Origin of the sequence: Planomonospora antibiotica (assembly GCF_014647955.1) — a bacterium.
GTDB lineage: Bacteria > Actinomycetota > Actinomycetes > Streptosporangiales > Streptosporangiaceae > Planomonospora > Planomonospora parontospora.
Genome location: NZ_BMQE01000002.1, coordinates 61,577 through 76,844, shown reverse-complemented (window position 1 = coordinate 76,844; position 15,268 = coordinate 61,577). Strand labels below are relative to the sequence as shown.

Here is a 15,268-nt window from a genome sequence, read left to right as displayed (position 1 = left end):
CACAGGAGGGGGCCGCCCACCGGGCGGCCCCCTCCCGCTTTCCCGGCCTCTCCCGCTTTCCCGGCCCCTCCGCCCCGTCCGGTCCGTTCGCCGGACCGGGGCGTGCTCACCGGAGCATCTCCAGCTCGCCGGTGGAGAGAGTCAGCACGCCGTACTCCCGTGTGGCGGTCTCCTCGGTCCTGAGCAGGACCTCGTCCGAGGTGACCCAGCCCTGGAAGACCCAGTGGCGCCAGCCGCCGTACGGGGTGAGGCCGGGTCGGGCCTGGCGTCCGGTCGCGACGTCGATGATCAGCGGCGCCTCCTCACCGCTCGGAGCGGTGACCATGCGGCCGTCGGGGGAGACGCCGCCGGACGGGCCGCCGGGCCAGTCGTCCGTGGGGACGGTCCGCAGGCGCTTCCCGCCGGGGGTGAGGAAGCGCAGCTCGCTCTCGTAGGGCCCGTCCTCGGCGGCCGTGACCCGGTGGACCACCGGCCCCGTCGACGTCCAGCCGATGAGGCGGTCGCCGGGACCGACGCGGAGCCGCGACCGCCGCCCCGTCCGGGTGTCGGTGATCTGAACCGGCCGGCCCTCCACCGGTTGGAAGGCCAGACGACGGCCGTCGGGGGTGAAGAAGAGCCCGGGCCGGTCCGCGAAGCCGGTGTCGGGGTCGAGCGGGTCAGAGGCGGGGATCGCTTTCCCGGTCTTCAGGTCGTGCACGACCAGCCGCAGGTCCTCCCTGCGTCCGTAGGCCAGGTGGCGGCCGTCGCGGCCGATCGTGAACAGGCCGGGTACGGGCAGGGCCTCTGGTGAGGGCGGGACCGGCACGGCGTCCGTCGCCAGGTGCCAGCGCTCGCACGGGTCACCGGTGCACCCGGAGAGCACGCCGGGCGGCGGGGAGGACGCGGGCGGCCCGCCGGACGGCGTGGGAGGCGGAGTCACGGGTCTCGTCGCAGGGACGCCGAAGACGATCGCCATCGGAGAGTCCGGAAGCGCGTCCAGTACCCGGTGGATCCCACCGGTGGCGGGATCCACCAGGTGGACGTCGTTCTCGGCGTCCTGCAGCACCGCCCGGTCACCGGCCGTGCCCTGATGAATCCAGGAGACAGGGGGACTGGGCAGCCGGACGATCCGCAGGATCCGGCCCGACCGCAGGCTCCTGACGGCGAGGACGTCGTCCAGACCTGGGAAATCCGTGCCGTAGGCGTGGAACGCCTTCCAGTAGAGGCCGACGGCGTGCTCGCCGTCCGCCGTGACGAGGGCGTGGCCCCGGGTGACGTCGGAGTGCACGCCGGTGCGGCGGGCCTCACCGGGAACATCGCGAAGGCGCGTGCCGTCCCGGTCGAACACCGCCCACGGCCTGTCCTCCCCTTCGGCAGGGCTCCCCTCCCCGCCGCGGCAGGGGACGGCGACGATCTCGCGGGCATCCCGGCCCAGGCTGAGGATCTCGCAGACGCCTTCCAATCGTCTGACGAGCCCCGTCTCGAAGTCGGTGAGGTAGACCTTCGGCCTTCTGCCCAGGCGGGCCGCGGAGAAGAACCGGCCGTCCCCGGAGACGTGCAGGTCGAGGCGTTCCTTGGCGGACAGGCCGTCCTGCAGCCCTGGATCCAGCTCGATCCTCCGGCCGCTCGGGAGGTCAGGGGCGACGAAGCGCCGTCCGGCCGCGCTGAGGTAGGCGACCCGGCGACCGTCGGAGCTCACCTGGAGCGGAGTCCGGATCCGGGTCGTCCCGTCGTCGCCGGACAGGGACGAGGTGGCGTCGGGTAGCTCGATCCGCTGCAGCCCCGCCTTCCCCTCGACCGGACTCGCGCCCTCGACGGGCTCCCCGGACCGTACGGCCAGCTGCCAACCGGAGCACTGGAGGGTGTACTCCGGGCCGGAACCGTACAGGCACCGGTCCCACCAGGCGTGGCTGACGGTCACCGGGAGTGGCGGAGGCGTCCAGGGGCCGCTCAGCGGGCGGGGGCCGGTCGGCCCGGAGTCCGGCAGGAAGGCCAGGCCCAGGCCGAGCACCAGACCGAGCACCAGACCGAGCACGGCCAGAACGGCGGTCGCCCACCGGTACCGGCGCCACGGGCTCCGGGGCGCGGTCACCAGGGGTCCACTCTGCCGATGACGGGGCTCCGGTGGCTCTCGACCGGGCCGATGCCCCGGGCCTCGGAGGTCTTCCCGGTGGCCGGGTCGACCAGGCGCAGTTCGTCGTCGACGTCGTCGAGGTCCAGTCTGACCAGGAAGCGACCGCGCGCGTCCCAGCCCAGCAGTTCCGGGGCGTCGCCGAACTCGGAGAGCTCGACCCGGATCTTCATCTTGCGGACGGTCTTCCCGGTGGCCGGGTCCACCGTCGCAGCCTCGCCGTTCTCGGTGAGGACCAGCACGCGGCGTCCGTCGGGGAAGAGCCCGGCGGCCGGCGCCGGGTCGAAGGGCACCCGCGTGCGCACGGTGCCGTCCGGGTCGACTGTGACCAGTTCGGCCTTGTCGCCCTCGGGCAGGGTGACCGCTGTGAACCCCCGCGGGCCGACGCCGAGCACCCGCGCGATCCCGGGCACCTCCACGCCCCGCCCGCCGTCGGTCTCCACCAGGCGGGTCGTGCCCGTTCCCGGCCCGGTGGCGGTGAGGGCGGCGTGGCGGCCGTCGTGCGAGAGCACCGGCACCGGGAGCTCCGTGTCGGCCAGCGGCCCGGTGAGGTCGTGGCGGACTCCGGTGCGCAGGTCCTGGTGGACCATCCGCCGGGTCCGGGCGTGCAGGTAGACGGCGTGGAAGCCGTCGCCGCTGAGCGCGAACGGCGCGGGGCGCGGCAGCGGGCCCCGCCGCCCGGCGAAGGTCGCGGCCTGTGGGGCCATGATCGAGGTGCGCGGCTCGTCGGGGCCGTCGTCCACGGCGAACAGCTCCCACACCGCGCACTTCCGGAAGGTCAGCCGGGTCCCGCACTCCGGCAGCGCCGCGTGGGCGATCGGCCGGGACGAGGTCTCCTCCCTGCCCTCGGGAGCGAGCCGGGTGACGGCGTCGGGAGAGCGCGGCGCCGGGACGGACCAGGCGAGCACGGCGCCCAGCACGACGGCCGCGGTGACCGTCGCGACGGCGGTCGCGGGAGCCGCCCACCGGTGTTCCCGGTGCGCGCGCGGGACGGGCCGCCAAGCATGGGTGCCCATGGCCAGGGCGACGAACGGCACCACCAGGCTCACCAGGAGGAGGGGCGCCGCGAGCGTGTTCGACGGGTCCGGCGGCAGGCTCCGGAAGCCGCACCATAGGGCGGCGACCGCCCCTCCGGCCGCCAGTACGTGCGCGGACCGGGAGCGGGCGGAGATCTCCGCCGCCACCCGGTCGGCCGGTTCGTCGGGCAGCGGCCGCGTCCGCAACCCCCGGAGCAGGACCGGTACGGCCGTCACCACGGCGGCCGTGGCCGTGATCCACAGCAGGGCGGCGGCGCCCGTGCCGGGTGTCACGGACGTGCCGGGTGTCAGCGACCGGGCGACCGCCCCGTGGACGGCCAGCGCTCCCGCGGTCACCGCGCTCACGGTCCACAGCAGGGCCACCGCCGCAGGGACGAGCCGCAGGCCGAGGTCCCCGCGCCCGGACGGCCTGGCCCGTGCCAGCCGTACCTCCGCCACCAGGACGCCGGCGAACCAGCCGAGGAAGACCGGGAGCGGACGGATCATGATCGACTCGGCGGTGAACCCGGCGAGGACGACGAGCAGTCCGAAGACCAGGCCGAGCGAGCGCCAGCGGCGGGTGACGCGGATGTAGGCCAGGACGCGGTCGCCGTTGGACGGGGTGAGCACGAGGCGCTGACGGAGGGCGAACCGCTCGATCTGCTTCGGCTCGACCTGATCCATGAGCGGTGGAACGACGGCCAGGGCGATCGGGGCGAGCACGAGCGCGATTGAGAGCACGGTCCCCCTTCCGTCCGAGCCGGAAATCTAACATGATCAATTACCGGCGGGTAAGGGGAGTGCGGTGATTTCCAATCATGTCCTGGCACAGTGGGACTCGAAGGCGGGGGCGCTCACCCCGCATGACCGGCGCCGGTTCGCGGTCGCGGGCTGTGTGGGCCTGGTCCTGGTCGTCGCGGGCCTGATCGCCTGGAACTCGGGCGCGCTGGTGCCCCGGCTCTCGGCTCGCTGGGAGGGCCATCAGGGGGAGACGTGGAGGAACGACCTCGGCCGATCCGAACTGCTCGTCAAGGAGGAGAGAGTCGTCGTCAACGACGGCCACCTGCCGGTCACGGTCACGGCCGTATCGGGGCGGAGCCCGGGGCTGACGCTGCGCTCCGCCGGTGTCCGCCTCCCCCAGGTGATCGGACCGGGGGAGGCGCTGCTGCTGACGCCCGCCTACGCCGTCACCGACTGCGAGACGGCCCCTGAGACGATCGATCTACGGGTCCGGGTGGATCGGTGGTGGGGGACGGCGGAGGTGGGCGTGCCCTTCGCCGAGGGCGAGTCGCCGTGGATCAGAGGGCCGGTCACGTCCGCCTGCGAGTTCGCGGAGGCCAGGGCGGGACGCTGAGGGCGCCGTCCCCGTCCGCTCCGCGTCGGCGTGTCACCGCTCCGCGGCCGCGCCGATGGCGATCCGGTCGTCGGCGGGGAGCCCGGCCAGGCGGTGCATCCGGCCGTTGCGCACGTCGATCCGGTAGAACCCCAGGATGTCCCGGCTGGTCCGGCCGGTCAGCTCGACGACGACCTCGCGGGCGCTCAGCCAGTGCACGGCCTCGGCCGAGACGGGCTCGCCGAGGGCGGGCAGCGGCAGGCTCTTGACGGTCCGCCGGGAGGCGGCGTCCACGATGCGGAGGCTGTCGTTGCCCGGCTCTCCCGAGACGGCGGCCGCGGCGTACTTCCCGCTGGGGGAGGCCGTCCAGCCCGGATACTCCTCGTCGAGCCAGCCCGCGGACCTCTCCGCGGGCGTCGTCTCCCCGGCGGGCACGGGAGAGGTCGAACCGGTGGCGAAGTCGGTCCGGAGCCGCCGGTCGGCCAGGCGCACGGTGAAGTGGCGGCCGTCCGGGGAGACGGCGACGGAGGTGTGCTCGAGGTCGGCCGGGGTGAGCGCGGGGGACAGGTAGCGCTTCGTCCCGCTCGGCAGGTCGTGGGCGACGTACCGGAGCTCCGCCGCGCTGAGGTAGGCGAGGCGGCGGCCGTCCCGGCTGACGGCCGGGCCGAGCTCCCGCGAGCGGTCGTTGCCGTATCCCAGGTCCTGGACCGCGTCGGGGACGTGGAGCGTGGCCCTGCAGCCCCCCGGCTCGCAGGTCGCCCTGGGGAGATCGGGCCGGTCCTTCGACGGGCGGTCGGAGGCCATGGCCAGGGTCCAGCCCGAGCAGAGGACCTTTCCCGCGTACGGCGTCGCGGGACGGGCTCCCCGGCACTCGCCGGGAACCGCGTAGCGGATCACGTAGGACGTGCGCGGCGCCTTCCACGCGGCGGGTACGGCGGGCTGGGCGGACCCTCCCGCGGAGGGCTCGGCGGAGGGCTCGGCGGAGGGCTCGGCGGAGGGCGATCCGGAGGCGCCCGGCCCGGTGGAGGCCCTGGCGGCCTGCGGGACCGCGGCGGAGGCGCCGGAGTCGCGGTCGCCCGCGGCCAGCGCGGTGGTCCACACCTGGCCCTGCGGGGTCAGCGTGACGATGAACCCGACCAGCAGCGTGAGGACGGCGGCCGTCAGCAGGGCCCTGCGCCTGCCGCGGCGGCGCAGGTCCGCCAGCGACCGGTCGGACAGGTCGGGGACGGAGGCCTCGCCCGCCTGCGTGGCGAACCGGTTGACCAGGCGCTTGCGGTCCCCCTTGGTGAGGGTGTCGAGCGCCTCGGTGAGCTCCGACTCCACGGTCTCCACGGGCAGGCCGAGGACGTCGGCCATCTCCTCGGGCGTCCTGCCGTCGTGGAGGCAGGCGACGGCGATGAGGCGGCGGCGGGGCGGGAGCCGTACCAGGGCGGTGGCACCGGCGGCGGTCGGCCTGCGGAGGAAGGCGCGGTAGAGCGCCGTGTGGGCGTGCGTGGCGGGGTTCTCCCACGGCGTGGGGGGCCAGGCCAGGCCCACGGTGCGGTAGGCGCGCAGGGCCAGCCGGATGGCCTGCTCGTGGCTGCCGGTGAGCAGGAGTCCGGTGCCGACGAGGGAACGCTGATCGCGCTGGACGAAGTCGCGAAAACCGATATATCGCCGCATTGGGCCTTACTCCGCATGGTTGGGGAGATCAAACGGTAGCGATCCAGGTAGCCGGAGCGCCAAATCGGGACGATTGTCAACAGTCGGCCGGTTCGAAGAGTACCGGTGCGTCCCCGTCCGTGCGTCCCCGTCGGCGCCGCCCGACCGGGGAGACGGCCCCGGGCCGGAGCGGCGGGACCGGGCACGGCGAGGTCACTTAGGGGTAACGCGGGGGGACGGGCCTCCGCCGGGCCGTAAAGTTTTTCCATCGGAGCCGGGCGAGACCGTAGGGAAGAAGATGCCGCAGATCGAGCCACTGGGAGCGGGGGAGCCGCGCCAGCTCGGCCCGTTCCGCGTCGTCGGGCGGATCGGGGAGGGCGGTCAGGGGGTCGTCTACCTGGGGACGGACGCGGCCGGGGAACGGGTGGCGATCAAGCTGCTGCACGTGAAGTTCTCCGGTGACGCGATCGCCAGGTCGCGGTTCGCGCGCGAGGCGCGGGCGGCGCAGCGGGTCGCCTCGTTCTGCACGGCGGCCGTCGTCGCCGTCGATCTGGAGGGCGACACCCCCTACATCGCCAGCGAGTACATCGAGGGCAGGTCGCTGCGGCAGGTCGTGGAGGCCGACGGCCCGCTCAGCGGCGCCCCGCTGCAGCGGCTGGCGGTCGGCACGGCCACCGCGCTCACCGCGATCCACCACGCCTCGATCGTGCACCGGGACCTCAAGCCCGACAACGTGCTCATGGCCGCCGACGGCCCCCGCGTGGTCGACTTCGGCATCGCCCGCATCATCGACTCCACCGGGACGATCACCAGCCGGGCCGTCGGCACCCCCGCCTACATGGCTCCGGAGCAGATCGCCGGGGACGACGTCGGGCCCTACACCGACGTGTTCGCCTGGGGGGCGACCATCGCGTACGCGGCGACCGGTGAGATGACCTTCGGCGGTGACTCCATCGCCATCGTGCTGAGCCGCATCCTGACCCAGGAGGTCGATGTCGGCATGATGCCGGAGCCGCTGCGGAGCACGGTCCGCGCGGCCCTGGCCAAGGACCCCGCCGCCCGGCCGTCGGCCGACCGGCTCCTGCTGCGCCTGCTCGGCCACCCCGAGACGGGCGACGCCTCCCCTGCGGTGCTCACCCGGGGCGTGCAGCTCGCCAGCCCGGCGGCACCGGTCCCCGCGGGGTCCGACAAGGGGCCCGGTACGGGGCCCGGTACGGGGGCCGATCCGGATGCGGAGCCCCGCCCCGAGGCCGGGCCGGCGGGGACCGGTCCGGGGGAGGACTCCTCCGGGACCCCGGACGGGGACGGAGGCGAGGACGGGGAGGCCGGCGAGGCCACCAGCGTCATGCGCGTCCCCGGTTCGCGTCCGCAGCCGCCCGCGATCCCCTCGACCGGGTTCCGTGACCCGCGCTTCGCACCGGACCCGCCGGTCCGGCCTCCGGCGGTCCGGCAGGACCACACCACGCCGTCCGCGTCCGATCAGCCCGCTCCGTACGCCTCCGACCGGCCGGCGCCGTACACCCCCAACCAGGCGGTGCCGTACGCCTCCGACCGGCCGGCGTCGTACACCCCCGGCCAGGCGGTGCCGTACCACCCGTCCGGTCCGTCGGGTCCCGGGCGGTTCGACCGTCCGCCGCCCTCCGACGTCGGGCCGCCGAGCTGGGAGGCGACCCGCCCCGTCCCGTTCGAGGAGCCGAGGACCGCGAGCGCCCCCGGACGTCCGCGCCGGGCGCGCTGGATCGCCCTGGTGGTGGCCGTGCTGCTGGTCGGAGGCGCGGCGACCGCCTACGCCACCGGCTGGCGCCCGTCGTTCCTCACCGGGACCGCACCCGGACCCGGACCCGAGACGACCGGCGGGCAGGGTGGGGCGAAGGGCGACTCGCTCGTGGACCGGGCGGCCGTGACCAAGCGGCTCACCGTCGGGATGCGGGACTTCCTGCCCGGCATCGCGCTGCAGAGCGGCGGGAGGTGGACCGGCTTCGAGGTGGACCTCGCCACCGAGATCGCCGAGGAGCTGGGGGTGCCCGCCGGCGGCGTCACCTTCCGGGCCACCCGCCTGCAGGACCGGCCGGGGCTGCTGGCGAGCGGAGAGGTCGACATGGTCATCGCGACCTACCCGATCGACGAGGACGACGACGTCACGTTCGCCGGGCCGTACTACCTCGCCCACGTGGACGTGCTCGTCAAGGACGACTCGCCGATCGTCTCCCTGGCCGGGCTGGAGAACCGGCGGCTGTGCGCGCCGACCGGGAGCTCCGCCGTGGGCGTGGTGCGGGACGCGGTGCCCAGCCTCAGGCCGGTCCCCGCCGGCAACTACGCCCAGTGCATGGACAAGCTGATGGCCGGCGAGGTCGACGCGGTCCCGGGCGACGACCTGGTGCTGGCCGGATACGCCGACCCCGCGCGGGAGGCGACCCCCAAGAGGGTGCTCGGCCTGAAGCTCACCGACGAGCGCTACGCGGTGGCGCTGAAGAAGGGCGACGAGCGCGCCTGCCGGGCCGTCCGGGCGGTGATCGCCGGGCTCTACCGCGAGGGCAGGATCAAGGAGATGCTCGACGAGCACTTCCCCGGCGTCGGGTTCACCACGCGGGAGGACGCGCAGCCCGCCATGGCCGACTGCGGCTAGCCCCGGGCGGCGCGCTCGATCCGGTCGGCGGTCTCCTCGGCCCAGTCGCGCATCATCCGCATCTGGCGGATCCCCAGGTCCAGGGCGTATCTCCCGAAGCGGGTCTCCCGCTCCCGCGGCTTGGACGCCTCCAGCGCCTCCAGCTCGGCCAGCCTGGCGGCGTAGACCCCCGCCTCCCTGCGGAGCAGCGGCACGGACTCCTCCGGCTCCAGCATGGGCAGCAGGAAGGCGCGCAGCGCCCCCTCGTCGCGGACCGGGCGGAAGTGCTCCTTCGTCACCAGCCAGTCGTGCAGCCGCCGGGAGCCCTCCTCGGTGACCGTGTAGGTCTTCCGGCCGCGCGGCCCCTCCTCGCCGACCGTCACCAGGCCGTCGGCGGCCATCTTGGCGAGCTCCGGATAGATCTGGCTGTGCCCGGCGTGCCAGGCGTGGTTGACCGAGCTCTCGAAGCGTTTCGTGAGGTCGTAGCCGCTCGCCGGGCCCGACGCCGTCAGCAGGCCGAGAAGCGCCATGCGCAGGGACATGCCGTCCATCCTAGCCGCGAATTGACATGTCATAACTGACATATCAATATCTACATGTGGCTACTGACATATCGACTCCCCCCGCGGAGACCCGCCCCGGCGACGGGCTGCTGCTGTTCGCCGTTCTCGGCGGGATGTTCCTGGCGATGCTGGACCAGACGATCGTCGGCACCGCGCTGCCCCGGATCGTCCAGGAGCTGGGCGGAGCCGACCTCTACACCTGGGTGGTCACGGCCTACCTGCTGACCTCCACGATCACCGTCCCCCTGTACGGCAGGCTCTCCGACGTCTACGGCCGCAAGCCGCTCCTGATGATCGGCGTGGGGCTGTTCCTCGCCGGTTCGGCGCTGTGCGGCGCGGCCCAGGACATGACCCAGCTGATCGCCTTCCGGGGCCTGCAGGGGCTCGGCGCGGGCGCCCTGCTCCCGCTCTCGCTGGCCCTGGTCGCCGACCTGTTCCCGCCCGGCCGGAGCGGCCGGGTGCAGGGCGCGCTGGGCGGGGTGATGGCGCTGAGCTACATCGCCGGGCCGTTCCTCGGCGGGGTGTTCACCGACACGGCCGGCTGGCGCTGGGCGTTCCTGGTCAACCTGCCGATCGGCCTGGCCGTGCTCGCGATCGTCGCGGCGCGGCTGCCGCACACGGCCGGACAGGGCCGCGGCGCCCGTCCCGACTACCTCGGCATCGCCGTGTTCACCGGGGCGATCGGGGCGCTGCTCGTCGGGCTCACCGAGAAGGGCCGGGGCGACCAGTCGTGGACCGCCGCCCCGGTGCTCTGGCCGATCGCGGTGGCCGCCGCCGGGCTGGTGCTGTTCGTCCTGGTCGAGCGGCGCGCCGCGGAGCCGATCATCCCGCTGGAGCTGTTCCGCGACCGGACCTACGCCCTGGCCAACGCCGCCTCGTTCCTCACCGCCTTCTGCCTCTACGCCGGGGTGGTCTTCCTGCCCCGCTACTTCCAGGAGGCGCTGGGGCTCAGCGCCACCGAGTCGGGCCTGCGGATCTACCCGCTCATGCTCGGGATGGTGGCGGGCAGCGTGGTCACCGGCGCGCTCATCTCCAGGACCGGCAGGTACAAGCCCTGGCTGGTCGCCGGCCCCTTCCTGATCGCGGTCGGCGGGCTGCTCTGCGCCGGTCTGGCGACCACCACCTCCGGCCTCGCCCTGGCCGGCTGGATGGCCCTGCTCGGCCTGGGTATGGGACCCATGCTGTCCGGGCTCACGGTGGCGGTCCAGTTCGCGGTCCCGCCGCGCCTCATCGGTACGGCGAGTGCGAACCTCACCTTCTTCCGGCAGATCGGCGGTTCCGTCGCCCTGGCCCTGGCCGGCGGCCTCTACACCGCGGTCGTCCGGGACGAGGCCGCGGCGCACGGGCCGGAGGCGGCGCACGCCGCCGCGACGGCCGCCGTCGTCCCCTGGCTCGCGGTGGGCGGGGCCGTGCTCGCCCTGGCCGCGCTGCTGGCACTGCCCGGCGGGCGAATCGGGGCACTCGCCGGAGGGCCGCCCCGGCCCGCGGAGTAACATCCCCAGCGTCAGAATTCATCCTTCGAGTGGGGGAAGGTCATGGCCCAGACTCCCGTAAAGGTCACCGTCACCGGCGCCGCCGGTCAGATCGGCTACGCGTTGCTCTTCCGCATCGCGTCGGGCCAGTTGCTGGGCGCTGACGTCCCGGTCAAGCTGAGCCTGCTGGAGGTCCCGCAGGCGGTGAAGGCCGCCGAGGGCACCGCGATGGAGCTCGACGACTGCGCGTTCCCGCTGCTGAGCGGCATCGAGATCACCGACGACCCGAACGTCGCCTTCGCCGGGGCGAACGTCGCGCTGCTGGTCGGCGCCATGCCGCGCAAGGCCGGCATGGAGCGCGGCGACCTCCTGGAGGCCAACGGCGGCATCTTCGGCCCGCAGGGCAAGGCCATCAACGACAACGCGGCCGACGACATCCGCGTCCTCGTCGTGGGCAACCCGGCCAACACCAACGCCCTGATCGCGCAGCAGCACGCGCCGGACGTCCCGGCCGAGCGCTTCACCGCGATGACGCGGCTGGACCACAACCGCGCGCTCTCCCAGCTCGCGGCCAAGCTCCAGGTCCCGGTCACCGAGATCAAGAAGATGACGATCTGGGGCAACCACTCCGCCACCCAGTACCCCGACCTGTTCCACGCCGAGGTCGGCGGCAAGGTCGCCGCAGAGCAGGTGGACGAGGCCTGGCTGCGCGACACCTTCATCCCGACCGTGGCCAAGCGCGGCGCCGCGATCATCGAGGCCCGGGGCGCTTCCTCGGCCGCCTCCGCCGCCAACGCCGCGATCGACCACGTCTTCGACTGGGTCAACGGCACCGAGTGGACCTCCGCGGCGATCCCGTCCGACGGCTCCTACGGCGTCCCCGAGGGCATCATCTCGTCCTTCCCGGTCGCCTCGCGCGGCGGCAGGTGGGAGATCGTCCAGGGTCTGGAGATCGACGCCTTCTCCCGCGAGCGCATCGACGCCTCGGTGCGCGAGCTGGTGGAGGAGCGCGACGCCGTCCGCGCCCTCGGCCTGATCTGACCGCGACGCCGTCCACGTGCCGTCCGGGCCCCGGCCTGATCCAGGCGAGGACACGGGCGTACGGCAGGAGCCCCGAACCTCCGCGGTCCGGGGCTCTTTCGTGTCACCAGATCCTCCGGAGGAAGCCCCGGTCTTCAGGCCAGGGAGGAATCCGGACCCTTGATCGTCACGTTCTAGTGAAGTCTCGCTCGGCGGCGATAACCAAGCCGTCACCAGTACGACCGCCCCAGGGCATGGGGTGGCTGCGCGGGGAGGCTTCGGGGTTGCCCAGCCGGTGAACCGCGAACCTCAACATGGTTCCCTCCTCGGGGATCAGATTGAAATCCTCCGCTTTCAGGCGGAGGAGGATGTCAAATGTCCCGGTGATGGTGGAGCCATGACGTGTCGTTCGGCCCGCCGACCATGATCAACGCGTTCAATGATCACTGATCGTCGGGGGAGCGGTGTTGAAGGTGCATGGTGCGGCGCGGGTCGTCGCCGGAGTGATGGGTCTGGTTCTCGCGGGAGCGCCGGAGGCGGCGACGGCGGGGGCCGCGGAGAAGAGGACGGCGCGGGTGGGCGCCGCGAAACCGGGGGCGGCTCCGGCGGACGGCAGGGCCGCCTGGGGCGGGGCGGACCTGTCCGTGCGGATGGAGGCGTCGCCGCGGCGCGCGCGGCCGGGGCGGCGGCTGGTCTACCGGGTGAGGGTGCGCAACTCGGGGCCGGGTGACGCGGTGCTGCCCGTGCTCACCGTCCGGCTGCCGAAGGCGGTGCGGATCCGCTACGTCGACGTCGCGGAGTGCCGCCCGGGCCGGGCGGCGGGCGAGGTGGTCTGCGCCTCCCGCCGGGACGTGCCGGCGGGAGGCGACGGCAGGGTGACGATCATCGGGACGGTCCGGCCGGGTGCGCGCGGCCCGCTGCGGGCCACCGCCGTGCTCTCCTCCCAGGTCGTGGACGGTGACGCGACCGACAACACGGCCCGTACGGTGACCCCCGTGAGGAGACGGGACACCGGGCGGCAGGGGCTCAGCGGGGCAGTGCCGCCCAGGCGTCGGTGACGATGTCCCGCAGCTCCGGGTGCTCCGGCTTCCAGCCGAGCTCCCGCTGGATCTTCTCGGAGGAGGCCACCAGCACGGCCGGGTCCCCGGCGCGGCGTCCGCCCACGACCGCCGGGATCGGGTGCCCGGTCACCTCGCGGCAGACCGACACGACCTCCTGGACCGAGAAGCCGGTGCCGCTGCCCAGGTTGTAGACCTTGTGCTCGCCCGGCGCACAGGCGTCCAGCGCGAGCAGGTGGGCGCGTGCCAGGTCGGACACGTGGATGTAGTCGCGCACGCATGTCCCGTCGGGGGTCGGGTAGTCCGTGCCGAACACGTTGACCGACTCGCGCTGTCCCAGCGCCACGGCGAGGACATTGGGAATCAGGTGGGTCTCCACGGTGTGGCGCTCGCGGTAGACCCGGCCGTCGGCCGCGGTGTACGCGCCGCCCACGTTGAAGTAGCGCAGGCTGACCGGGGCCAGGCCGTACATCCCGGCGAAGGCGGTGAGCGCGGTGTCGACCGCGAGCTTGGAGGCGCCGTAGGGATTGGTCGGGCGGGTCGGGTCGGTCTCCGCGATGGGGGAGCGCTCCGGCTCGCCGTACGTGGCGGCGGTGGAGGAGAACACGATGCGGCCGACGCCGGCGGTGCGCATGGCGTCCAGCAGGGCCAGGGTGCCGCCCAGGTTGTGCGCCCAGTAGAGCCCGGGGTTCTCCACGGACTCGCCGACCAGGGACTTGGCGGCGAAGTGCAGCACGCCGTCCATCCCCTCCAGCACGGCGGTGGCGTCGGTGACGGAGCCCCGCACGAAGCGCGCGCCGGACGGCACCGCGTCGGCGTGGCCGGTGGAGAGGTCGTCGAGCACGGTGACCTCGTGGCCCGCCTCGGCGAGCTGGGCCGCCACGACGCTCCCGATGTAGCCGGCTCCCCCGGTGACCAGCAGTTTCACGAGCCCTCCTGTTTGATGGTGTTGGAAGATGTTTATTTATGTAAGCCTACCGTCAGCATATGCTGGCTCATCCAATATCGGCGAGAGTCGGAACGGGCGACGGCCATGACGGAGACGGTCTCGTGAACAGTGTCCTGGCCAACATCGCGCTGGTCCTGCTCTTCGTCCTGATCGGCGGATTCTTCGCGGGCGCGGAGATGGCCATGGTCTCCCTCCGGGAGAGCCAGGTGCGCAGGCTCGGCGCGCAGGGGCGCAGGGGGGCCAGGGCCGCCGAGCTCGCCCGTGACCCCAACCGCTTCCTGTCGGCCGTGCAGATCGGCGTCACCGTGGCGACCATGCTGTCGGCGGCGTTCGGCGCCGACACCCTGGCCAAGGAACTGGTGCCCGTGCTGACCGGCTGGGGCACGCCGGCCGCCGTCGCCGCACCCGCCGCGCTGGTGCTGGTGACCCTGGTGATCTCCTACTTCTCCCTGGTACTGGGCGAGCTGGCGCCCAAGAGGCTGGCCCGGCAGCGGGCCGAGGGGCTCTCCCTGCTGGTGGCGCCGTTCCTGGACCGGGTGGCCGCGCTGTCGCGGCCGGTCATCTGGGCGCTGTCGAAGTCCACCGACGGCGTGGTCAGGCTGCTCGGCGGTGATCCCGAGGCGGACCGGGAGGAGATGTCCACCGAGGAGCTGCGGGACATGGTGGTCGGCCACCAGGAGCTGGACGAGGACGAGCGCAGCCTGATCGCGGAGGTCTTCGCGGCGGGCAAGCGGCAGCTCCGCGAGGTGATGCTGCCCCGCACGGAGGTGGAGTTCATGTCCGTCGACACCCGGCTCGCCGAGGCCGCCGTCCTGGCCGCCGCCATGCCGCACTCCCGCTTCCCCGTCTACCGGGACTCCTACGACGACGTCATCGGGTTCGTGCACATCAGGGACCTGCTCGACCCGGTCCTGACCGGGTCGATCGAGCCGATCGGCGAGCTGGTGCCGATCCGGCCGGTCAAACTGGTGCCCGCCAGCAAACGGGTGCTGAACACGCTGTCGGAGATGCGCGACGAGGGGCAGCACCTGGCGATCGTGGTGGACGAGTACGGCGGCACGGCGGGGATCGTCACGCTGGAGGACCTGGTCGAGGAGCTCATCGGCGACATCCGCGACGAGCACGACGTCACCGGGGAGCCGGCGGTGCTGCCGGCCGGGCAGATCGAGCTCGACGGGCTGGCGAACCTCGACGAGGTGGCGGGCGAGGCCGGCATCCGGCTGCCCGACGGGCCCTACGAGACCCTCGGCGGGTTCGTGATGGCGGCCCTCGGGCACCTGCCCGCGCTGGGGGAGCGGGTCGAGGTCCCCGGCTTCGAGCTGTCGGTCACGGAGCTGGACGGGCGCAGGGTGGCCCGGGTGCGGATCGAACGCCGCCCCGAGGAGGGCCCGCCCGGCCCGGATCTTCCTCCCGATTCCATGGATTCCGGACCGGCGGCCGCGGAATCCGGTACGGCTTCCGCGTCGGAGTCCCCGAGCACTCCCGGCGCCTGACAGAATTA

The 15,268-nt window shown here is 73.6% G+C and carries 11 protein-coding genes; 6 read left to right on the top strand and 5 right to left on the bottom strand.

The window, feature by feature from the left end:
- Positions 1-106: 106 nt before the first annotated feature.
- Positions 107-2,071: a WD40 repeat domain-containing protein gene (locus tag IEZ06_RS02175; RefSeq protein ID WP_189234961.1), complete on the bottom strand. Its 1,965-nt coding sequence runs from the start codon at positions 2,069-2,071 to the stop codon at positions 107-109.
- The gene (locus tag IEZ06_RS02170) at positions 2,068-3,867 is read right to left on the bottom strand and encodes a hypothetical protein (protein WP_189234960.1); all 1,800 of its coding nucleotides are present in this window, start codon (positions 3,865-3,867) and stop codon (positions 2,068-2,070) included. The genes IEZ06_RS02175 and IEZ06_RS02170 overlap by 4 nt, the downstream gene beginning before the upstream one ends.
- A gap of 64 nt (positions 3,868-3,931) precedes the next feature.
- Between IEZ06_RS02170 and IEZ06_RS02165 the strand changes: the two genes are divergently transcribed.
- Positions 3,932-4,480, top strand: coding sequence for a hypothetical protein (locus IEZ06_RS02165; protein ID WP_189234959.1), 549 nt, complete (start codon positions 3,932-3,934; stop codon positions 4,478-4,480).
- A 33-nt stretch (positions 4,481-4,513) separates the two neighbouring features.
- On the opposite strand, the gene IEZ06_RS02160 is transcribed toward IEZ06_RS02165, so the two are convergent.
- Positions 4,514-6,121, bottom strand: a complete 1,608-nt coding sequence (locus IEZ06_RS02160; protein ID WP_189234958.1) for a hypothetical protein — start codon at positions 6,119-6,121, stop codon at positions 4,514-4,516.
- Positions 6,122-6,398: 277 nt separating this feature from the next.
- On the opposite strand from IEZ06_RS02160, the gene IEZ06_RS02155 reads away from it, so the two are divergent.
- Positions 6,399-8,726: a serine/threonine-protein kinase gene (locus tag IEZ06_RS02155; RefSeq protein WP_189234957.1), complete on the top strand. Its 2,328-nt coding sequence runs from the start codon at positions 6,399-6,401 to the stop codon at positions 8,724-8,726.
- Here IEZ06_RS02155 and IEZ06_RS02150 read toward each other — a convergent pair.
- Positions 8,723-9,247: a PadR family transcriptional regulator gene (locus tag IEZ06_RS02150; protein ID WP_189234956.1), complete on the bottom strand. Its 525-nt coding sequence runs from the start codon at positions 9,245-9,247 to the stop codon at positions 8,723-8,725. The genes IEZ06_RS02155 and IEZ06_RS02150 overlap by 4 nt on opposite strands.
- 56 nt (positions 9,248-9,303) lie before the next feature.
- Between IEZ06_RS02150 and IEZ06_RS02145 the strand changes: the two genes are divergently transcribed.
- The 3 genes from IEZ06_RS02145 to IEZ06_RS02135 all read left to right on the top strand — a co-directional run bounded on the left by IEZ06_RS02145 (position 9,304) and on the right by IEZ06_RS02135 (position 12,818).
- On the top strand, positions 9,304-10,761 hold the full coding sequence (locus IEZ06_RS02145; RefSeq protein ID WP_189234955.1) for an MDR family MFS transporter: 1,458 nt from the start codon (positions 9,304-9,306) through the stop codon (positions 10,759-10,761).
- 42 nt (positions 10,762-10,803) lie between these two features.
- Positions 10,804-11,781, top strand: coding sequence for a malate dehydrogenase (locus IEZ06_RS02140; RefSeq protein WP_189234954.1), 978 nt, complete (start codon positions 10,804-10,806; stop codon positions 11,779-11,781).
- A 452-nt stretch (positions 11,782-12,233) separates the two neighbouring features.
- A complete protein-coding gene (locus IEZ06_RS02135) occupies positions 12,234-12,818 on the top strand; it encodes a DUF11 domain-containing protein (protein WP_229797743.1) in 585 nt (194 codons plus the stop codon).
- Here the strand turns inward: IEZ06_RS02135 and galE are convergent.
- A complete protein-coding gene (gene galE, locus IEZ06_RS02130) occupies positions 12,787-13,746 on the bottom strand; it encodes a UDP-glucose 4-epimerase GalE (protein WP_189234952.1) in 960 nt (319 codons plus the stop codon). The two genes, IEZ06_RS02135 and galE, sit on opposite strands and share 32 nt — an antisense overlap.
- A 122-nt stretch (positions 13,747-13,868) precedes the next feature.
- Between galE and IEZ06_RS02125 the strand changes: the two genes are divergently transcribed.
- Positions 13,869-15,260 (top strand): hemolysin family protein, encoded by a 1,392-nt coding sequence (locus IEZ06_RS02125; RefSeq protein WP_229797725.1) that lies wholly within the window; start codon positions 13,869-13,871, stop codon positions 15,258-15,260.
- The last annotated feature ends 8 nt before the right edge of the window (positions 15,261-15,268 follow it).